Source organism: Leuconostoc sp. XM4, from assembly GCF_055698815.1.
The window spans coordinates 1,315,925-1,337,443 of record NZ_CP134507.1; the positions used below are offsets into that span (position 1 = coordinate 1,315,925).

A 21,519-nucleotide genomic window follows, 5' to 3' on the forward strand; every position below is an offset into this window, starting at 1 on the left:
AAAATTAAAGCAGTTAAATAATCTAATTAGTTCAATGTTTTTTAAACAATGGTAACAGCTTAGTCAATTTTTTATTTTTTAATACAATTAAAGTCAACAATGCAATGACACTTATCCAAAATGAAATTATTTGAACCGGCGTCTTTACATATTTCACATCAATTTTACTAATACCTTTTTCTATAGGAACAACGATGGCATTGTTTTTATTATATTTTTCAGGCATTTTTTCCCCATTCACGTATACTGTGAACCCAGGATAAAAGATATTTGGCAATACAACATCAGTATACTTTTGTACTGAATTAATTCGATAATGTATGCTGTCGTATCCTGTTGTCCAACGTGTTTGTTGTATCTCTTTCTTTGGATTCATCAACGGAATAGAATGTTGTTCTAACTTATCTTTGATTTTGAATGCATTATGTGGCAAATAATCATATACATAATTATTTAGTGTGGCATTTTGAAAATCATCCCAAGAAACTATTTTAACAGCATTGCCGTTTGGGTTTCGCTTAATACTAAAATTAAGACTAGTGACTGAGAGCAATCCAATAGAACAAAATAGCGTTACCAGCAAGTAGCGACTCTTTCTATTTTCAACAATATTAGCAATGGCAATTGCCCCAAGAAAAGCTGAAATAAAAGTCGCAGTATAGAGAAATCTGCCAACGAATTGTATGAACCCTAAATATTTATCAAAAATTGGCCAAGGAAAGATATTAGTTACAAGTATTAAATTGATCAGCAAAACTACTGATAAGTATTTTAATGCGGGATGAAATTTGTTCCAGCCATTAATAACAAAGAATACAACGATTAGGCCTGATAAACCTAAGCTGTACGAAGCCAACTTGTCTGTTAAAAATACACTCATTGTAGGTAAAACAGTATTTGACAACAATAGTTTATTGACAGAAATATTTTTAACAAACAACAAATTTTGTAGAAGTGGTGCTAAGAAAAACGCTGAAAGTAACGCTGAAAGCATTCCTGCGTAAATTAACTTTACTATACGCGTTAATTTAATATTCTTAGCTTCTTTAACAGTAAATGTCATTGAGAATGAAAAGACCAACATCAAAACAACAACTACCGCATCAGGTAGATCACATAAAATGAGTCCGGCAACCCCTAAAGACATTATCCACCATTTTTTATGATCTTTTAATGCAATCTGATACATTCCATAAAAAGCAATTGGCATAAAAATAAAAATAAAAGATCCACCAAAGCTACGATAAAACAATGTTATAGAAATCGCAAAATGACTAAATCCATATAGCGCACTACTTAATAGAGCAATGAAACGACTTTTTGTTATTTTTAATGTACAAATGTACATTGACATAAACGTTGAAAAAAAGATTAAAGCAATAAATGCCAAATAACCACCGTACGCATTGCCAAAGATTATGTGCAAGAGCACCTCTGGAAGCATAGTTATCAACGGATAAAAAAGATTTTGTGGATATCCAAATGATCCAAAAGTTTTAGTCATCACACTGGGAATTGCTTGATCCAAATGACCATGACTTAAATTCAAATAACTTTCTGCGACACGAGCCATATGGAAACGCCCATCCCATCCCTCTTGATGGATATAGGCTGGCCCATGCAAATAAGGTAAAATAATCAAACAACTGAATAACGCAAAAAGTAAGCAAACACTTATGTTTAAATGCTTACCAATTATATACTTAACTTTATTTATCATACTATTCTACTTTCCCCAAAAAAGAGCGAAATAACCTTCATTAACATCTCCAAAATAAGAAACACGCTCCTATGTATCATAACAGAAGTAATAGTGTTTTTAAAGCAAAAGTTTCTATAATAATTTCTGAAGTGAACTTTCACCATAATTTGTACCTAATTTTTCTAACATTAGAAGAATAGAGATAATTTGCTACTAATCACTGTTCAATTTTAAGAAATAGCAGCTTTCTATCAAATACTTTGTAAGCATTTAATGGTTTTTAAATCTGGCTATGTTTTTATATAGCATACCCCATATACCATATTTGTGATATCCTTTAATTACTAGCGCCAAAATGATACTGATTTAAAAAAGGACAGAATTTCATGGATTGGAAAAATTATTCTTTGCAAACTCAAAATGCCGACTAGGCATTTTTGGATGAAATGTTAAGACGATCAAAAAGTAAAAAATTCGAGTTATCAGATTTTTTTGAAAATTATCAACACAAAAGATATGTCCTCGAAAATTGGAGTCGTAATCATTTACACAAACAAGTATTTTTTTCAAATTTTGATGAAATTATTCGGATTGAATGATTTTAAGAATAAACCCTACATAAATTTTTTTGCAGTTTGAGTTACGAAAACAGTAAATGGCTCCTACTGTGTACTGTGCTGTTTTCTAACGTTGTATTAAGTTATGCAAAATAAAAAAACGTTGAGATAACAACGTTTTTGTACATATAAGAACATGAGATAACATATAATAAAGGAGCTAGCGGGATTTGAACCCGCACACCGCGAAATGCGGCTCGACGGATTTCGAGTCCGTTGCAGTACCGGATTGTGCCATAGCTCCATAACGAAGAACCCAAGCAGGTTCCTGATTATTTAAAATAAATGTTAGTTTGTTGATGCCTTACGACGCTTAGCAGACTTTTCACGCTCAGCTGTGTTCAAGATAGCTTTACGGATACGTACGTTTTCAGGAGTTACTTCAACATATTCATCATCATTCAAGAATTCCAAAGAAGCTTCCAAATTCATGATACGTGGTGTCTTAATTGAAGCAGTTTGGTCCTTGTTTGATGAACGAACGTTTGATTGTGGCTTCAATTTTGTGACGTTGACAGAGATATCATTGTCACGCGCATTCATTCCAACAATCATTCCTTCATAAACTTCAACACCAGCACCAACGAACATTTGTCCGCGATCTTCAACACCCATGATAGCATAGTTTGAAGTTGTTCCTTGGTTAATAGAAACCAAAGCCCCATTACGACGTCCTGGTTCCCAGTTACGAACAACTGGACGATATTCAGCATACGTATGGTTAAAGATACCGTATCCACGTGTAGCTGACATAAATTCAGTTGAGTAACCAATTAAGCCACGTGAAGGTGCCATATAAGTCAAACGTGTTTGTCCGTTACCAACAGACTCCATGTTGACCATCTCACCCTTACGTTGGTTCAATGAATCAATAACTGTTGATGAATATTCATCAGGTGTATCGATTTGAACTGATTCATATGGTTCTGATTGAACACCATCAATTTCACGGTAAATAACCTGTGGACGAGAAGCTTGCAACTCAAAGCCTTCACGACGCATCGTTTCAATCAAAATTGACAAGTGCAATTCACCACGACCAGATACTGACCAAGCACCAGCTTGTCCAATATCTTCAACGCGCAATGACACATCAGTATGCAATTCACGACGCAAACGATCTTCAATTTGACGTGCAGTAACAAACTTACCTTCTTTACCTGCAAACGGACTGTCATTTTGACGGAATGTCATTTGCAAAGTAGGTTCGTCGATACGTAAAATTGGTAATGCATCTGGATGAGCAGGATCTGCAACTGTTTCACCAACAGAGATATCTTCCATACCAGAGACAGCAATCAAATCACCAGCTTTAGCTTCTTGGATATCTACTTGGTCTAACCCGATGAAACCAGCAAGCTTAGTTACACGGAAACTTTGTGTTGAACCATCCAACTTCAAAACTTCAACGTTGTCACCAATTTTAATTGTTCCGCGCTTAACACGGCCGATACCGATACGACCAACGAAATCATTATAATCCAACATTGCCACTTGGAATTGTAATGGTTCATCTGAGTTGTCAACTGGTGAAGGAATTGTATTAAAGACAGCATCAAAAATTGGCTTCATCGTATGTTCTTGATCGTCAACATTTGGTGACAAAGAAGATGTACCGTTCATCGCTGAAGCAAAGATAACTGGGAAGTCCAAATCTTCTTCATCGGCACCTAATTCAATAAACAAATCCAATACTTCGTCAACAACTTCTTCAGGACGTGCACCAGGACGATCCACTTTGTTAACGATAACGATTGGTGTCAAATGTTGTTCGAAAGCTTTTTTCAACACAAAACGAGTTTGTGGCATTGTACCTTCAAAAGCATCAACGACCAACAAAACGCCATCAACCATACCCATGATACGTTCAACTTCACCACCGAAGTCCGCGTGTCCAGGTGTATCCAAAATGTTAATTTGCTTGTCCCCAACCTTAACGGCTGTGTTTTTTGACAAGATAGTGATACCACGTTCTTTTTCAATATCGTTAGTATCCATTGCACGATCACCCAATTCCTTGCGTGAATCCAATGTGTCTGATTGCTTCAAAAGTTCGTTAACCAGCGTCGTCTTCCCGTGATCGACGTGGGCAATGATAGCGATGTTACGAATGTCTTCGCGATTTGCCAATTTTCTAGTACTCCTTTAATTTAAATGCTGCCACATACAAAAGCTAGGGACACTTCGTTCCCTAGCTTCTATGCAACGCCAAAATATCGCGATGCGCTCGATTCGTAGCAACTAATACTATGTTAGATGATAACATATCTAACTGCTTTCCGTCAATATCTGAAACAATTAATCCTAATGTTTTTGCTAAAACTTGACCAGCAGCAAAATCCCATGACATCATTTTTGAAGAATATCCAACGGCCTGACCACGTAAGACACGGATAAAAGACGGACCAGCAGCGCCAATAACTCGGTATCCCAAGGCACTTTTAGCAATTTCATCATATCCAAACATTCCATAGAGCAAGCGCGCACCACTCAATAAAACAATTCCTTGATTAAGCGCATCATTTTCTGGTGGATCTAACCGCAATTGATTGGCAAAAACACCCATTTGAGGACCCCCATGATAAACAATATTATTTACCACATCCATAATCCATCCCAAAATAGGTTGGTTATCAATGTAAAGTGCTATCATAATAGCAAAGTCATCGTGCTGTTTATAGAAATTCATGGTACCATCAATTGGATCGACAAACCACACATGTCCAGCCATACTAATTGGTTTATCACCAAATCCCTCTTCACTCACAATTTGTGCATCTGGATCAAATTTTCGAATGTACTTGTTGATTATTTGCTCATTGCTTTTATCAACATTTGTAACTAAATCACGTGCATCGTGTTTAGTAGCTACATCTAAATGCTGATTCATTGCCGCTATTGTAGATTTTTGCAATTCATCAAGCCACACTAATACAGTTTGGTCAATTTCTTGAATTTCAAATGGGCTTAATGTGCTCATAAGCGTACTCTGTCTTTCGTCGAATTTTGGACAAATTTTATGGTTTTATATATGCTGTATCCCGTTTGGCGTTCAAAATCCTTATCAAATTTTTTCTGCTCGCTTTTGGCAGGCATTATTTTTCTGTATGCATCGTAGTTTTTTAATACCTCTTCACGAGAAGATCCTTTTTCATAAACACCTAACACACTGTTTATAAAATTTGTCACAATAATAATATCTTGGGTCGTCCAATCACCATCGATTGGTAATACATAATTTTCATTCATAATTTTATTTTAACATGTTATAACGTTTGATATACTAGATTGTGAGGTAAAAAAAATGACAATCAGATTTACTATGGATAAAATCACACGGGACGGGGATCCCGTACTACGTAAAACGGCTGCGTCCGTTCCTTTCCCTTTGAGTGAAGAACACGCACAACTTGCTAAAGATATGATGGAATATTTAGTTGTATCTCAAGATGAAAAACAAAATGAGAAGTACGGTCTACGTCCAGGTGTTGGATTAGCTGCTCCACAAGTAGGCTACTCTTTGCGTATGTCATCAATTTTAATACCTGCACTTGACCCAGAAGGCACAACTGACGAACCTTATTTTAAGGGCACGATTTTCAACCCTGTAATTATTTCAGAGTCCGTCAAGCGAGGTGCCTTAAACGTTGGTGAAGGTTGTCTATCAGTTGATGAAGATGTGCCTGGCTTTGTACCTCGTGCTTATCGAATAACAGTACGCTACCAGGATGAAGATGGTAATAAGCAAACAATTAAATTGCGCGACTATCCTGCCATTGTTTTCCAGCATGAAATTGATCACTTACATGGGCACTTATATTATGATCACATTAATATGCAATCGCCTTGGGAAGTTGATGAAGATACAAAATATATTGATTAAGTTGGTCAATCTAAAAAGCTCTGCAGATAATCACTGCGGAGCTTTTTGATTACAATTTATCGAAGAAACTCTTTTTCTTAGTTGTACCGTCGGTAGCTTCCTTGAAAGCTTCCAACGCCTTTTTCTGATCTTTATTAAGTCGTGTCGGTACTTCGACAGTCACAATAACAAATTGATCTCCGTGTCCATTGCCACGCAAACGCGGAGCACCCTTACCACTCAAGCGGAAACGCTTACCAGTTTGAGTACCAGCTGGGATTCTTAACTTCACTTCACCGTGAACCGTCTTGACTTGAATTTCGTCACCCAACGCAGCTGTCACAAAGCTTATCTTTTGTTCTAAGTAGACATCTGCACCATCACGTTCAAATCCATCTCTTGATGGTGATACTTGGAAGACAACGAACAAGTCTCCTTGTGGTCCACCATTAACACCACTTTCACCTTGTCCACTCAAACGCATTTGCTGCCCAGTTTCAACACCAGCAGGTACAGTAACCTTAATCTCGTGTTGCTTACCATCACCACGGTTAAACTTAATCGTAGTTTCCTTACCAAAAATGGCCTCTTCAAAAGTCAAGTTCATGCGGTACTGTAAATCTTGTCCTTTGCGCGGACGATTTGGATCAAATCCGCCACCAAACATTTGACTAAATATATCACCCAAATCGGAGAAGTCGCTAAAGCCACCTTGGCCGCCAAAACCGCCTTGGCCACCAAAACCACCTTGTGCGCCGTTAGGTCCAAATTGATCATATTGCGCACGCTTTTGTTCATCACCTAGCGTCTCAAAAGCTTCTTGAACTTCTTTATATTTTTCTTCAGCACCAGGTTCATGATTCAAATCTGGATGGTATTTTTTTGATAGCTTACGATAAGCCTTTTTAATTTCATCTTGACTGGCGTCTTTACTAACGCCGAGACGGTCATAATATTCAGTGTTATTCACGCGCCCGCTCCTTCTAATTTATGTACACAAACCGCACTCAATGAATGCGGTTTGTTTTAATAATTACTTCTTGTCGTCTTTATTTGGATCAACTTCTTCAAAATCACCATCAACTGTGTTGTCATCAGCAGACTTTGCGTCTCCTTCAGCTCCGTCCTTTGGCGCTGCTTGTTGATACAACTTCATTGCTAATTCACCAGCTACCTTAGTTAATTCTTCTGACTTAGCCTTCAAATCTGTCAAATCAGCATCATCAGCTGCGGCATCTTCCTTAGCTTTTTTCAAAGCTTCCAAAGCGTCTTGTGTTGGCTTCTTTTCATCGTCACCCAACTTGTCACCAACTTCTTCCAAAGTCTTTTCAGTTTGGAAAATCAATTGATCAGCTTCGTTGCGTGTATCGACAGCTTCTTTCTTCTTAGCATCAGCCTCTTCGTTTGCCTTGGCATCGTTCATCATCTTTTCAATTTCTTCGTCTGACAAACCACCAGCAGCTTGGATTGTAATCTTTTGCTCCTTCTGTGTTCCTAAGTCCTTAGCAGAAACATTAACAATACCGTTACGATCAATGTCAAATGTCACTTCAATTTGAGGTACACCACGTGGTGCGGCCGGAATATCTGCTAATTGGAATCGACCCAATGTCTTGTTGTCGGCAGCCATTGAACGTTCACCTTGCAAAACATGAATGTCAACAGCTGGTTGATTGTCAGCTGCAGTTGAGAATACTTGTGACTTTGAAGTTGGAATCGTTGTGTTGCGTTCAATCAACTTAGTGAACACACCACCCATTGTCTCAATACCCAATGACAATGGTGTAACATCAAGCAAAACAACATCCTTAACATCACCAGTAATGACACCACCTTGAACGGCAGCGCCCAAAGCAACAGCTTCATCAGGGTTAATTGAGTGGTTAGGTTCCTTACCTGTCATCTTCTTAACAGATTCTTGTACGGCTGGAATACGAGTTGAACCACCGTTCAAGATAACCTCGTCGATGTCAGAGAATGACAATCCGGCATCCTTCAAAGCACTCAAAACAGGTTGCTCTGCTTTCTTAATCAAATCAGCTGTTAATTCGTTAAACTTTGCACGTGTCAATGATGTCTGCAAGTGCAATGGTCCGTTATCACCTGAAGCAATAAATGGCAAATCAATTTGAGCTTCGTTTGCAGATGACAAAGTCTTCTTAGCTGATTCTGCGGCATCCTTCAAACGTTGCAAAGCTAATTTGTCATCCTTTAAATCAACACCATTTTCTGACTTAAATTGTTCTGCCAAATAGTCAATAACTTTGTTATCAAAGTCATCACCACCAAGATGAGTATCACCGTTTGTTGACAAAACTTCAAACACGCCATCTCCTAATTCAAGGATTGACACATCGAATGTTCCACCACCTAAGTCATAGACAAGAATTTTTTCATCCTTATCTAGCTTGTCCAAACCATAAGCCAATGCGGCAGCTGTTGGTTCGTTAATGATACGTTCTACTTCCAGACCAGCAATCTTACCGGCATCCTTAGTAGCTTGACGTTGTGCGTCGTTAAAGTAGGCAGGAACTGTGATAACAGCTTTTTCAACCTTTTCACCTAAGTAATCTTCAGCATAGCCCTTAATATATTGCAAAATCATTGCTGAAATTTCTTGTGGTGTGTAGTCTTTACCATTGGCATTAACTTTATAACCAGCTTCACCCATGTGAGACTTGATTGAAATAATCGTGTCTGGGTTTGTAATTGCTTGACGCTTTGCAACATCACCCACTTGACTTTCGCCATTTTTAAATGAGACAACTGAAGGTGTTGTACGACCACCATCTGGATTTGTGATGATCTTTGGTTCGCCACCTTCAAGGACAGCAACAGCTGAGTTTGTCGTTCCTAAATCAATACCAATAATTTTTGACATAAATATTTTCTTCCTTTACTTTAAAATCATTTTCATCTTTTTAAGGTGTGGTATCTCATCGATTGAATCACCATGCAAAATCGTTCTTATTTCGCCACTGAAACCATTGCTGGTCGAATTACGCGGTCTTGTAATATGTAACCCTTTTGCAAAACTTGTGCAATCTGGTCAGATTCAACTTCATCTGACTCAACACTTTGAATTGCTTGGTGCTTAGTTGGATCAAAAGATTCACCAATTTCACCCGTTGACGTAATACCATTGTCTGTTAAAGCTTGATTTAACGTCTTAAGTGTCATCTCCACACCTGTTTTAATTTGCTTTGACACTTCATCGTTAGCTTCAACTTGAAGGGCTCTTTCCAAATTATCAACGGCTGGCAATACTGCACTGGCTAATTTTTGTCCATCATACTTGCGTACATTTTGTAGTTCACGCGCATTACGCTGTTGTATATTTTGAATTTCTGCTTGTGAACGTAATAATTTTTCTTCGAGGTTGTTAACTTGCTCTGTTAGCTTATCAATTTCCGCTTGTTTCGGATCAGGCTCCACCTGCAAATCATCAGCTTCAGATTCAATTTCTTCGGTCAAATTTTCATCAGTTTGATCAGAAATGTTCCTATCTTCTACAACTTCTTCGTTTTTTTCTGTCACAAGTGTGACCTCCTAGCTATGTATATTCAATCATTTTGCGACTTAACGCTTCACCAAACGCGTCTGTAAGCAACGTATTGGTACTATATGACATAGGAATTGGACCAAGTAAAGCAATAATACCACTTCCTTGATTTGGTACCAAAAATCCACGCGTAATCAAGCTGAACTCTGAAAGTAATGGCTCGCCAATCTCACGTCCAATTTTAACTTGAACATCTCGTGTTGGCGAAGCAATTTGTCTAACATCCTCAGCATTGTTCAAAAATTCCAACAGAGGCTTCACATCAGCGATATCTGTTTCTTTACTAAAGTCTAGAACATTCAATCGGCCGCCAATATGGACGTTATCTCCGTTCGATCGTGCTAACACGTCGCCAAATAGTTGCAAAAAAGCTGCCGGCGTTTTAATCATGCGACTCATTTGCGTAGGCAACTCATCAGACTGCATCATACGCAACACATCATTAACCGGTCGACCGACCATCTGATCATTGATGTATGCAACCATACTTTCTAACGATTCAATCGCCATTTCATTTGGTAATTTAAATGTCTGGCTAGTCACTTTACCATCATTAGTAACCAATACTGCAATCAGCTGATGGCCCTCCAATGGAACCAATCGAAATCCCGAAACTTTAATATCAATTCGCCTTGGCTTCAAAATTAACGCAGTATAACCAGTTAAATTTGATAAAGTCCTAGCTGTTTCGTCTAGCAAATCATCTATCTCATGGAAGTTTCCACGGAATGATTGAATGACCGCTTGTACATCGCGATCAGTCGCTCTGCGTGTCATCATCAGGTGATCTAAATAATAACGATACCCTTCGTATGATGGTACTCGACCAGCAGAAGTATGCAATTTTTTTATAAGATCATCGGATTCTAGCGCTGCCATTTCATTACGAATCGTAGCAGAGCTAATTTTAATATCTAGATGTTCTTGTAGACTTTTTGAACCAACCGCATGCTCACGCTGTGTATACTCATAAATAATGGCGGTTAAGATTAACTTTTGTCGTTCTGTTAGCGCCATATTATCGACTCCTTTTAGCACTCACTATATCTAACTGCTAACACTTATTATAATACACTATTTGAGAAATAATGCAAGTCTTTTTAGCACTCTTTTTATAAGAGTGCCAAAAAACTGTATTTTATAATTTTGTATTAAAATAATGCCTTGTTTGTCTTGCATCTTCATTAAGTTGATCTATCAGTGCTTGAATGTTTTCAAATTTCACTTCACCACGCAGATAATGACACCATTGTATCTGAACAAACTCACCATATATTTCTTCTTGATAATCTAAAATGTTAATTTCAACTGTGATTGGACGAGCATCACCAAACGTCACATTGCGTCCGATGCTAGCCATTCCTAGATACCAAGTATCATATACTTTTATTTTTACAGCATAGATACCAATACCAGGCAGCCATTCCTCTTCAGGTGTTTGTATATTGGCAGTTGGGAAGCCTAATTCACGGCCTCTAGCTTCGCCATGGACGACTATACCTGATGTCGAATGGACACGACTAAGCTGCTGTGCGGCGCCATCTACGTTCCCCTGATCTAACATAGATCGAATTGTTGAAGAAGAAACTTTCTGATTATAATCATCAAATTCAGACACAGTAATAACATCAAAGCGATTAGTTGCATATGTTGCTAAATGTAGCATATCACTATCCGTTCCCGCTGCACCATACAAATGGTCGAATCCTGCTACCACCGTAACAGGGTTTAATTGCATGACCACCTCATCTACAAACTGTTGACCACCTAATTTAGCAAGTTTAGAAGTAAATTGCATAACATAAACCCGATCAATACCTAGCTGGCTCATGATGGACTTCTTTTTGGCTAATGGTGTTAAATAACGCAGTGGTTTTTTCAACGTCTGAAAAGCTACAATTGGATGTGGATCATAGGTCAACACAGCCAAGGGCACCCCTTGTTTTTCAGCTTCTGCTTTCGCACGAGCTAAAACAGCCTGATGCCCGCGATGAACACCGTCAAAAAAGCCCATTGCAACGACCTGTTGAACCGGCTTTTTAAAATCTAATATCGGATAATGTAAACGAATTAATTCTGTCATAGTCATTGGTTATCAAATACATAACGAGAGCGCCATAATTGCTCAATCTCGTCATATTGATATACTGCTTTCAGTTTGTTTTGATAATATAGTTGCAAATAGCTGTCATTTGCAGGCCAACTAGAAATTTTCTGACCATTTTTTACAGCAAACCATTCATTTTCACTCAAATTTTTAGTTGGCCACTTCAATACTTCTCTAATAGGTATTACTTGTTTTAATACTTCTTCATACGATAGTGTGGACAAAAAATCCAGGTCACGTGCTTCAGAAATTTTGAAGCCGCTCCCCATCGTTCGAGTTAATTGTGTCATTGTTGCCGGGATCCCAATTATTTTGCCTGCATCTACGGCTAAAGTGCGAATATACGTGCCCTTGGAAACTGTGGCTTCAAACTTGAATACCTGCTTACCATCTATAAATTTAATACCGGATGTACGTTTAAAGTCATGAATTACCGCTTTACGAACTGGACGTTCAACAGTCTCACCATTTCGAGCATACTCATAGAGCCGCTTACCATTAACTTTTACAGCAGAGTACATAGGTGGCCTTTGTGTGATTTCGCCATTTAATTGCTGTATCGCTTGATCAATTTTCTGGTCAGAAAAAGGCGTTACGATATCCAGCTGATCAACGATTTCACCATCAAGGTCCTCTGTTTCTGTTGAAAACCCTAATGTAATTTCACCAATATAACTTTTTGGCCGTGTTTGCAATTCATCAATCAACTTTGTCGCTTTACCTAAAGCAACTACTAGGACACCATCAACATTCGGATCTAAAGTGCCAGCATGGCCAACTTTTTTTTGACCAATAATACGGCGTACTCTACTAACAACATCAAAAGATGTCATGCCACGAGGCTTATTGATAACTAACAAACCATCAACTATCTGATTCTTTGTCATTTTGCAATTCCCCTACTTGCCAGACGTTTTGTCCTGCATAAACAGAACCATACCGAATATTTGGTAGGTCTTGGTTTGCCCAAACAACATAAATGCGTAGTGCTTCATGATCAGCAGATAGCACCTTCTGATTTGTCGTTCCAATAACATCACCTGCATGTAATTGTTGTCCTACACCGTATTGAGCCAACCGAACGACATTTGATGTGCCCACGACAGTTACAGTTACAGTCTGTTCTGAAATATCTGTTAGCGTCAAATAATCATTAGTGGACTCAGTAACAATACCCGAAACCGGTGCCATTAAATTACCACCATGCGGCACTAACATAACCCCGTTTTTAGTTTTAAAGGGTTCATCGCGGCTGTCGGTAATTTTTTGTAAATCCCCAGTCACTGGCGCTACTAAAACAGGCGTATCATTATTACGCGCTAATCTAGTCGCATTGATTTGACCCGTACTCTTCAATTGTGATAATTTTTTTTCTGAACCAAAAAGTCGTTTCCAGAAGTTCATCTTTAGCCGCGTACCTTTTCAATATATTTTGTCATTCGCTTCATTCCTTTTGCCAAGTCTTCATCGGACGCAGCGTATGAAATACGAATGTAAGCTTGCGCTGCATCGCTGAAGGCCGAACCAGGAATAACCGCCACTTTACCTTCTTTTGCTAACTGTAAAGCAAACACATCGCCATCAGTACCTAAATCAGCAGGCAATTTAGCAAATAAATAAAATGCCCCTTCTGGCTCAACCACATCAAACCCTAACGCCTGCAACTGTGATAACACTTTGTCTCGACGTTGACGATAAATATCACGCATCTTTACTGGTGTGTCGGTTACATCACGTAAAGCAACCAAAGCCGCATCTTGAACAAATGTGGGTACAGCGAAAACCAGCGTTCCATGTGTTTTTTGCAATTGCGCAATTGTCTCAGCTTGGCCTAAAATAAATCCCACACGATAGCCTGTCATGGCATGAGATTTGGATAAACCATTAATGTAAATTGTGCGTTCAGGTATGTACTCAGCAAATGATACATGTTCTTGATCATAAGTTAGGACGGAATAAATTTCGTCAGAAATGACCCATAAATTATGCTTCGTAAATGTTTCAGCTAATGCAATGATCTCATCACGTGAGTATGTTACTCCCGTGGGATTAGTTGGGTAATTCATCAAAATAGCTTTAACGGGTACCGTCGCATTTTTGATGGTTTCTTCGACCATATCAGGTGTTAATTTAAAATCGTTTGCCGTTGTATCAATGGACAAACGCACACCATGTGCTAAATCAAGAGAAGAAAAATAAGGTCCATAGGCTGGTTCTGGTACCAACAAGCCATCATTATCATTCAGGAGGGTTTGAAATATAACATTTATGGCTTCACTCACACCCTGTGTGATGATAATATTTTCTGGACCATTATAATTTAAATGATACTCACGATTAAAATACGCAACAGCAGCTATTCTCAAATCTGTTTCACCTTGACTTTCAGCGTAGTGAGAACGATCATTTGTAATTGCATCAATAGTCGCTTGCTTAATACGTTCATCAACAGCAAAACCAGGTTCACCAAATGTTAATCGTAAAATATCTGGAATATCACGAACTTTTAATTGAAAATCCAATAGTTTGTCAGGCGCCATATCCAATACTATAGAATTGAAGGGTTGAGTTGGATTAGTCATATTAAATCTCATTTTCTTAAAAATTAATTGTATAGAACTATTTTAACACAAAAAGCGCTCATCCTAATGGAGAGCGCCCAATATTTGATAATTTATTAATTTTCAGTGTGCAGCTTGCGAATCAAGTCCTCAATATGATTTCCGTATTGAACAGATGTATCACGCACAAACTTCAATTCTGGCGTTTTGTAAACCGTCAATCGTGAACCTAATTCTTTACGAATCAATCCACTAGCAGCTTCCAAGCCGGCTTGAGTTTTCTTAGCATCACTGGCCAAATCAGATAAAATGGAATAATAAATTGTTGCTATCTGCAAGTCACCAGACAATTCAACACTTGTTACTGTAACCTCTTTTACTCGCGGATCATTAATACGCTTAAGTAATAAATCAGTAACATCACGTTGTACTTCTTGAGCGAGACGACCTGCACGTTGTGGATTTGCCATAACTATTTCGCCTTCTCTTTCTTTCTATTAAAAGACACAACCTACCAAAAAGCATTCAGCGTAATCGGTCTCTTACTTAGGTTTAACTTCTTCCATTACATAGGCTTCAACAACGTCCCCAGCGTGAACATCATTAAATTTGGCCACTGTAAATCCGAATTCAAATCCCATCTTCACTTCGTTAACTGCATCTTTACCGCGCTGCAATGAGCCAACTTCACCGTCAAACACTACCACATTATCACGTATGACGCGAACCTTAGAATCCTTAGTAATTTTACCTTCTTCAACCATGGCACCGGCAATAGTTCCGACCTTAGAGAATTTGAATAATTCTTTAACTTCGACTTTTCCAATAACCTTTTCTTCGTATACAGGTTCAAGTTGGCCCTTCATAGCTGCTTCAACATCGTCGATCGCATTATAAATGACATTATAGAAACGAATATCAACCTTTTCAGAATCAGATTGTGATTTTGCCAAAGGTGTAGGACGAACGTTGAATCCGATGATAATTGCACCAGATGCTTCAGCCAAAGTAACATCCGATTCGTTAATCGCGCCAACAGCAGTATGGATAATATCCACACGAACACCGTCAACCTCAATCTTTTTCAGTGATCCAGAAAGTGCTTCGACAGATCCTTGAACATCAGCCTTGACAATAACTGGCACCGTCTTCATCGCTTTTTCAGCCATTGTATTGAATAATGTATCCAAAGTAACAACTGATCCTGAATTACGAACTGCTTCTTGTGCTCGCTTTGCACGTTCTTCACCGGCTGCGCGAGCTGTCTTTTCATCAGCCATAACAATGAAACGATCACCAGCTTGTGGCACCCCATTCAAACCAGTAATTTGGATAGGTGTCGCAGGCAAAGCTTCTGATAGCTCAACGCCACGTTCGTTTGTCATTGTACGTACACGGCCATAAGTATTACCAACAACAATTGGATCACCAACATGCATTGTTCCTTGTTGTACAAGAACAGTAGAAACTGGTCCACGTCCCTTATCCAAGCGGGCTTCAATTACTGAACCACGTGCTGGCATATTAGGATTTGCTTTCAATTCCAAAACTTCAGCTTGCAACAAAATCATTTCCAGTAGTTCATCAACATTTTGACCAAACTTAGCTGAAATTTTAACGAAGATTGTGTCACCACCATACTCTTCAGGAACTAAGTCATAAGCCATTAACTGATTCATCACATCGTCAGGATTTGCTCCAGGCTTGTCAATTTTGTTAACAGCAACAATGATTGGCGTTCCCGCTGCCTTAGCATGATTAATCGCTTCAATTGTCTGTGGCATAACACCGTCATCAGCAGCAACAACAAGAATTGTCAAATCAGTTACGTTAGCACCACGTGCACGCATCTCTGTGAAGGCGGCGTGTCCTGGCGTATCCAAGAATGTAATTAATTTATCATTAATACGTGTTTGGTATGCACCGATATGTTGTGTGATACCGCCTGCTTCACCTTCAGTAACATGAGAATTACGTAGATAATCCAACAATGTTGTCTTACCATGATCAACGTGTCCCATGATCGTCACAACTGGTGGACGAGAAACTAACTTGCTCTCATCAATATTTTCATCATCAAAGAATCTGTCAATATCAGCAACGTCTTCTTCTTCTTTTGCTTGTGCTTCGATACCATAATCAGCTGCCAAAATTTCGATTGTATCTTCATCCAAACTTTGGTTTTGATTTGTAACAATGCCCAGTAAGAATAACTTTTTAATAATTTCTGCTGTATCACGATGCAACAACTTTGACAAATCTTGCACGTTCATACCAACACGATATTCCAAAACTGCTGGTAATGGTTGTTCTTTACGTACTGTTGCTGGAGTTGATGGTTGGTGTTTAGCAGCAATACGACGTGACTTTTTAGAACCGCGTGGACGATCATTACGGCGTGGTGTTTGTTGGCCAGTACCATTAGTATTACGCTTACGTGAGTTATTGCGCGCAGAATTATTACCAGAAGCGAGAGCGCCACCAAACTTCCCTGCACCAGTGGTTGTTGATGCAGTAGCTGGTTTAGTTGCACTAGTTTCTTTCTTTTCAGCTGGCTTAGTTGCTGCAGCTGGCTTCTTTGGATGCTTAGCAGCTGCAGAAGCTTGGCGCTTCTTTTCATTTTCATTCACGTACTGCTTCAAGCTATTATCCGGTTTAGCAGAATAATCAACTTGCCCTTCACGTGGCTTCGTTGACCAATTTTTCTTCTCTCGAATCATTGGACGCCCTTCAGCAGGTGCAACGCGTGATCCAGGACGATTGTTGCGGTTTCCACCGTTATTTGAACGGTTTTGGCCACCAGTAGATGTATTCGAGCGATTCTGATTATTGCGATTTTGGCTTTGGCCACCATTATTTGGACGATTTTGATTGTTATTGTTAGGACGTGCAGGACGGTTTGGACGTGAGCCTCCTTGGGCTGGCGTTGTACCATCTGCTAACTTTGCCGCATGACGGCGTTGTGATGCGGGCAATTCCTTACGTTCTGGGACTGCCTGTTTTCGTGCAGGACGGTTTGAACCTGAGAATTTCTTTTCTTCTGTCATTTAGTTCCGCTCCTTTTCTGAAATTAATTGTTTAATTTTTCGACTAAAACCTTGATCAGCAATGGCGAAAACACCTCGGTTAACACCAATGGCATCCGTTAATTGCTTTTTAGTATAGTCTTGTACTAGTTTGATATTATAGAAGTTTGATTTATCGGCGAATTTTTTTGCCTGGCTTTTACCACCATCACTGGGAAAGAAAACTAGAAAAACCTTTTGCCCACGAATAGCTGATAACGTAGGTTCTGTTCCAAGTACTAGTTTACCAGCGCGCATTGCTAAACCAACTAAATTCAATATTTGGTCATTCTTATTTATCACCAAACAACTCCCGACGTGCTTGTTGATGGTCAACGTAAGCAATGAGTTCATCATAGAATTCATCTGCTACTTTCACACCAAATGCTTTATCAAGGATACGCTTTTCTTTAGCCATTTCTGCATTTTTTACATTTAGGCTAACATACGCACCACGACCATTGGCTTTCCCTGTTGGGTCTAAAGTCACGTCACCTTCTTTACTACGCACGACTCGAACGAGTTCTTTTTTAGGAAACATTTCACCCGTTACAATGTCTTTTCTCATTGGTATTTTACGAGGTTTCATATGTACCAGTATGACTATAAATCACTTGATTTATGATCATATTTCCTTTCAAATTATTCTTCGTTTTCGTCAGCAGCTGTAGCAGCTGGTGTTGGGTCTAAGCTAGCTGCTGCTTCACTTTCAGATTTAATGTCAATCTTGAATCCCGTTAAACGTGCTGCTAAGCGAGCATTTTGACCCTTTTTCCCGATTGCTAGAGATAACTGATTATCTGGAACAATAACCGTTACCGCACGGTCGTTGGCTGGATCAAAAATGACATCAGTTACTTCTGAAGGGTTTAAAGCATTCGCAATATACTGTGCTTCATCTTCAACCCACTCCACAATATCCATATTTTCACCAGCTAGTTCGTTAACAACGCTTTGTACACGTGCACCACGTTGACCAACCATGGCCCCAACTGGATCTAAGTCAGTATCATGCGTATAAACGGCAATTTTTGAGCGATCACCAGCCTCACGCGCAATAGACATGATTTCAACAGTACCATCATAAACTTCTGGCACCTCTTGTTCAAACAATCGTTTAACCAAATCAGCTGCTGTTCGTGATACAAAGACTTGTGGTCCCTTGGCATTGTTTTCAACTTTGTTAACCAAGACCTTAATACGATCTCCCATGTGATACCGCTCATTGGGCATTTGATCGTTTGGGGCCATTACAGCTTCTTGATTTCCAGGTAAGTTCACATATAGGAATCGTGCATCTTGTCGGTCAACTTCACCTGTTATAATTTCATCTTCATAATCAGAAAACTTGTTATAAATAGCTTGTCGTCCAGCTTCACGCATTTTTTGCACAATCACTTGTTTTGCAGCTTGTGCCGCCATACGACCAAAATCTTTTGGCGTAACATCAAAGCGAATCTCATCTCCTGCTTCATATGCTCGATTGATTGCCAATGCATCGGATAAAGAAATCTCTATTTCTTCATCTTCAAGATCATCATCTAAAACAACATGCTTTACTTGTTTAATACTAATGTTGCCCTTTTTATCGTCGAATGTTGCTTCGACATTATCAGCGGTATTGTATTGCTTCTTGTAGGCGGCTTTCAATGCGTCTTCAAGCGCTTCGACAACAACTAAACGATCAATTCCTCGTTCTGATTCAAGAGCATTAAGTGCTTCCACTAATTCTTTACTCATTTGATTTTCTCCATTTTTAACGATTTAAAACTGGACATCCAGTATTGCTTTAGCTATTTCGTCAAAGGTTAATGGCAAACGTCCATTAGTTGTCGTCAGCGTCAAGCCATCTTTGTTTAGATCAGCAATCTTTCCTTGCCACTTTTTTTGGCCTTCTTTGGCAACAAACAAGGATACTAAAATATTTTCATTGGCCTCTTTAGCCCACTCAAAATGCCATAGTTCCTTTAATGGTCGATCAGCGCCTGGTGATGAAATATCTAAAACATAGGCTTCAGGAATTGGATCTGGATCCACGGTATCTAACAATTCATTAACTTCTTGCGTGAATAGTGTCAAATCATTCATCGTAATAAATTGATGATCAGGTTTATCCAGCAAAATCCGTAAAACTTTTTGTCCACCTTCTTTGGTAAACGTTAAATCCCACAGTAAATCATTATGTGCTTCAATGATTGGTGAAATCAAGTCAATAACTGTCTGTTCGGTTTTGTTTGCCATTTATTTTCCCCTTTCGATGAATAGTTTTGTCAATTACGTTTACTAATATAGCGTTAACACTATCTTATATTGACAATAAGCGTGCTAATCCCATAAAAAATGAGCCGGCCGCTTTTCCAAGTGACCCGCCCATTTACAATTGCTATGTAAATTAACTATATTTATTGTACCCTATTTATTAAAATAGTGCAAATTACAGTGCACATACGTCAACAACATAAAAAAGCCCGCAAGCTGGGGCTTTTTTATACTAATCCTTCGAATGAAACAATTAGAAAAAGTTGCTGGTTTCTTTTACCAAGAAGCCTTACGAACACCAGGAATTTGACCCTTGTGTGCTAATTGACGGAAGTTCAAACGTGACATTCCAAATTCACGCATGTAAGCGTGTGGACGGCCATCAATCCAATCGCGGTTATGAACGCGTACTGGAGATGAATCCTTTGGCAAAGCTGCCAATCCAATATAGTCACCCGCAGCCTTCAATGCTGCACGCTTGTCAGCGTACTTTGCAACTAAAGCTTCACGCTTTTGTGCCTTAGCAATCTTTGACTTCTTTGCCATTACTTAATCTCCTTAAATGTTACTACTTTGCGAAGTTTTGGTGAGTACTTCTTTAACTCAAGGCGGTCAGGCGTATTACGACGGTTTTTAGACGTCAAGTAGATACGCTCACCAGTTTCATCATTTCCTAGAACGACGTGGATACGCATAATCCTTGCTCCTTAGTGTTTTTCTTAAAATTTTTATTTGCTTGTCAATACAAATATCTATTATACATGAACCGATTACCAGTGTAAAGGTCTGTGAATAAATTTATCAACATTTTATCCACAAAAATTCATAATTCGAATTAAATTAATTTGGTATGAATTTTTTTAGAGTTGGTTTTCTAATGGTGGAACTACTTGCTTCTTTCTAGAAACAACACCAGGTAGATCAATTACATTATTGTCAAGTTTTTGATTAAATGCTGCTTCGATTGATTGAGCAGCATCTCCAATGTACAAGCCCTTAGAGTTTGAATTCAAGATATCAGTAATCACAAACAAAAAGTCTTCATAACCTTCCTCTGCAATTGCTGCTTCAATTCCTGCCTGACGAGATAATACTTCATCAATATCAACAGTGTTGACTTGACCAATCCGGAATTGGTGCCCGCCCATTTCAAATGATTTGGCATCACCATCAATTAATTCTTTATCAGTGCGTGATGACAAATCTGTTCCAGCTTTCAACAAATCCAAACCATAGGCAGCATAATCTTCAAGTCCTGCAATCTTAGCTAAGGATTCCAAAGCGGGTTGGTCGTATGATGTCGTCGTTGGACTCTTGAGCAATAATGTGTCAGATATAATTGCTGAAGCTAATAGACCAGCAATTTCTGCAGGAATAACAATGTTTGCTTGTTTGAATTCATAGTACAAAATAGTTGCTACAGAGCCCCATGGCTTAGCCGTGATATACAAGGGTGTAGAATTTGTGAACGCAAACTTATGATGATCATAAATATTTTCCACGGTAACGTCAGCTAAATTATCAACTGATTGTGCAGCTTCATTATGGTCAACTAAAACAACTGTTTCTGTATCGGCCTCAGAAATTACACGAAGCGGCTTAACTTTAAAATAATCTAACGCGAATTGCGTTTCAGCGTTGGGCTCACCTTGCGCGACTGCTTCTGTATCCTGACCTTGTTGGTTCAATAAATAACTTGCAGCGATTGCTGATGCGATTGTATCTGTATCTGGGTTCTTGTGCCCAAAAACTAAAGTCTTAGCCATTAGTTTATCTCCTAGCAT

The 21,519-nt window shown here is 38.8% G+C and carries 22 protein-coding genes and 1 tRNA gene; 1 reads left to right on the forward strand and 22 read right to left on the reverse strand.

All coding sequences use genetic code 11. From position 1 onward, the window contains the following. Positions 1 to 31: 31 nt before the first annotated feature. From RHP64_RS06710 to RHP64_RS06730, 5 genes are all read right to left on the reverse strand, one after another. A complete protein-coding gene (locus RHP64_RS06710) occupies positions 32 to 1,720 on the reverse strand; it encodes a glycosyltransferase family protein (RefSeq protein ID WP_025268213.1) in 1,689 nt (562 codons plus the stop codon). Between the two features lie 754 nt (positions 1,721 to 2,474). Beyond that, positions 2,475 to 2,563: transfer RNA gene (locus RHP64_RS06715), tRNA-Ser, on the reverse strand. A 44-nt stretch (positions 2,564 to 2,607) separates the two neighbouring features. Then, on the reverse strand, positions 2,608 to 4,449 hold the full coding sequence (typA, locus tag RHP64_RS06720; protein WP_025268214.1) for a translational GTPase TypA: 1,842 nt from the start codon (positions 4,447 to 4,449) through the stop codon (positions 2,608 to 2,610). Positions 4,450 to 4,510: 61 nt separating this feature from the next. Then, positions 4,511 to 5,299 (reverse strand): inositol monophosphatase family protein, encoded by a 789-nt coding sequence (locus RHP64_RS06725; protein ID WP_011680044.1) that lies wholly within the window; start codon positions 5,297 to 5,299, stop codon positions 4,511 to 4,513. Continuing rightward, positions 5,296 to 5,568 carry a UPF0223 family protein gene (locus tag RHP64_RS06730; protein ID WP_002815004.1) on the reverse strand — a complete coding sequence of 91 codons (273 nt, stop codon included), beginning with the start codon at positions 5,566 to 5,568 and terminating at the stop codon, positions 5,296 to 5,298. Before RHP64_RS06730 ends, RHP64_RS06725 begins: the two co-directional genes overlap by 4 nt. A gap of 55 nt (positions 5,569 to 5,623) precedes the next feature. Between RHP64_RS06730 and def the strand changes: the two genes are divergently transcribed. After that, complete coding sequence (gene def / locus RHP64_RS06735; RefSeq protein ID WP_025268215.1) at positions 5,624 to 6,202, forward strand: peptide deformylase; 579 nt, start codon at positions 5,624 to 5,626, stop codon at positions 6,200 to 6,202. 49 nt (positions 6,203 to 6,251) lie between these two features. Here def and RHP64_RS06740 read toward each other — a convergent pair whose 3' ends face one another. The 17 genes from RHP64_RS06740 to RHP64_RS06820 all read right to left on the reverse strand — a co-directional run bounded on the left by RHP64_RS06740 (position 6,252) and on the right by RHP64_RS06820 (position 21,501). Continuing rightward, a complete protein-coding gene (locus tag RHP64_RS06740; protein ID WP_011680046.1) occupies positions 6,252 to 7,151 on the reverse strand; it encodes a DnaJ C-terminal domain-containing protein in 900 nt (299 codons plus the stop codon). Positions 7,152 to 7,214: 63 nt separating this feature from the next. Then, positions 7,215 to 9,062 carry a molecular chaperone DnaK gene (dnaK, locus tag RHP64_RS06745; protein WP_011680047.1) on the reverse strand — a complete coding sequence of 616 codons (1,848 nt, stop codon included), beginning with the start codon at positions 9,060 to 9,062 and terminating at the stop codon, positions 7,215 to 7,217. An 86-nt stretch (positions 9,063 to 9,148) separates the two neighbouring features. Beyond that, on the reverse strand, positions 9,149 to 9,718 hold the full coding sequence (grpE, locus tag RHP64_RS06750) for a nucleotide exchange factor GrpE (RefSeq protein ID WP_025268216.1): 570 nt from the start codon (positions 9,716 to 9,718) through the stop codon (positions 9,149 to 9,151). Between the two features lie 16 nt (positions 9,719 to 9,734). Continuing rightward, positions 9,735 to 10,760, reverse strand: coding sequence for a heat-inducible transcriptional repressor HrcA (hrcA, locus tag RHP64_RS06755; RefSeq protein ID WP_014324886.1), 1,026 nt, complete (start codon positions 10,758 to 10,760; stop codon positions 9,735 to 9,737). 121 nt (positions 10,761 to 10,881) lie between these two features. Next, positions 10,882 to 11,826 (reverse strand): riboflavin biosynthesis protein RibF, encoded by a 945-nt coding sequence (gene ribF / locus RHP64_RS06760; protein ID WP_301554476.1) that lies wholly within the window; start codon positions 11,824 to 11,826, stop codon positions 10,882 to 10,884. A gap of 2 nt (positions 11,827 to 11,828) precedes the next feature. Beyond that, positions 11,829 to 12,737 carry a tRNA pseudouridine(55) synthase TruB gene (truB, locus tag RHP64_RS06765; protein WP_014324887.1) on the reverse strand — a complete coding sequence of 303 codons (909 nt, stop codon included), beginning with the start codon at positions 12,735 to 12,737 and terminating at the stop codon, positions 11,829 to 11,831. After that, a complete protein-coding gene (locus RHP64_RS06770) occupies positions 12,715 to 13,254 on the reverse strand; it encodes a PTS sugar transporter subunit IIA (RefSeq protein WP_025268218.1) in 540 nt (179 codons plus the stop codon). The genes truB and RHP64_RS06770 overlap by 23 nt, the downstream gene beginning before the upstream one ends. A gap of 2 nt (positions 13,255 to 13,256) precedes the next feature. Next, complete coding sequence (locus RHP64_RS06775; protein WP_025268219.1) at positions 13,257 to 14,432, reverse strand: aminotransferase class I/II-fold pyridoxal phosphate-dependent enzyme; 1,176 nt, start codon at positions 14,430 to 14,432, stop codon at positions 13,257 to 13,259. A 95-nt stretch (positions 14,433 to 14,527) separates the two neighbouring features. Beyond that, complete coding sequence (gene rbfA, locus RHP64_RS06780; protein WP_002815019.1) at positions 14,528 to 14,881, reverse strand: 30S ribosome-binding factor RbfA; 354 nt, start codon at positions 14,879 to 14,881, stop codon at positions 14,528 to 14,530. 72 nt (positions 14,882 to 14,953) lie between these two features. Further along, positions 14,954 to 17,458: a translation initiation factor IF-2 gene (gene infB, locus RHP64_RS06785; protein WP_462785001.1), complete on the reverse strand. Its 2,505-nt coding sequence runs from the start codon at positions 17,456 to 17,458 to the stop codon at positions 14,954 to 14,956. Further along, positions 17,459 to 17,779: a L7Ae/L30e/S12e/Gadd45 family ribosomal protein gene (locus RHP64_RS06790; protein ID WP_011680055.1), complete on the reverse strand. Its 321-nt coding sequence runs from the start codon at positions 17,777 to 17,779 to the stop codon at positions 17,459 to 17,461. It abuts the gene before it with no gap. Next, entirely contained in the window at positions 17,769 to 18,065 is a 297-nt protein-coding gene (gene rnpM / locus RHP64_RS06795) for an RNase P modulator RnpM (RefSeq protein ID WP_462785002.1), read from the reverse strand. The genes RHP64_RS06790 and rnpM overlap by 11 nt, the downstream gene beginning before the upstream one ends. 53 nt (positions 18,066 to 18,118) lie before the next feature. Then, on the reverse strand, positions 18,119 to 19,216 hold the full coding sequence (nusA, locus tag RHP64_RS06800) for a transcription termination factor NusA (protein ID WP_011680057.1): 1,098 nt from the start codon (positions 19,214 to 19,216) through the stop codon (positions 18,119 to 18,121). 24 nt (positions 19,217 to 19,240) lie between these two features. Continuing rightward, positions 19,241 to 19,717 carry a ribosome maturation factor RimP gene (gene rimP / locus RHP64_RS06805; protein ID WP_002815024.1) on the reverse strand — a complete coding sequence of 159 codons (477 nt, stop codon included), beginning with the start codon at positions 19,715 to 19,717 and terminating at the stop codon, positions 19,241 to 19,243. Positions 19,718 to 20,011: 294 nt separating this feature from the next. Beyond that, complete coding sequence (gene rpsN / locus RHP64_RS06810) at positions 20,012 to 20,281, reverse strand: 30S ribosomal protein S14 (RefSeq protein WP_002815025.1); 270 nt, start codon at positions 20,279 to 20,281, stop codon at positions 20,012 to 20,014. Continuing rightward, complete coding sequence (rpmG, locus tag RHP64_RS06815; RefSeq protein WP_002815032.1) at positions 20,281 to 20,430, reverse strand: 50S ribosomal protein L33; 150 nt, start codon at positions 20,428 to 20,430, stop codon at positions 20,281 to 20,283. Before rpmG ends, rpsN begins: the two co-directional genes overlap by 1 nt. A 165-nt stretch (positions 20,431 to 20,595) precedes the next feature. Then, positions 20,596 to 21,501, reverse strand: a complete 906-nt coding sequence (locus tag RHP64_RS06820; protein ID WP_011680058.1) for a manganese-dependent inorganic pyrophosphatase — start codon at positions 21,499 to 21,501, stop codon at positions 20,596 to 20,598. Positions 21,502 to 21,519 lie beyond the last annotated feature (18 nt).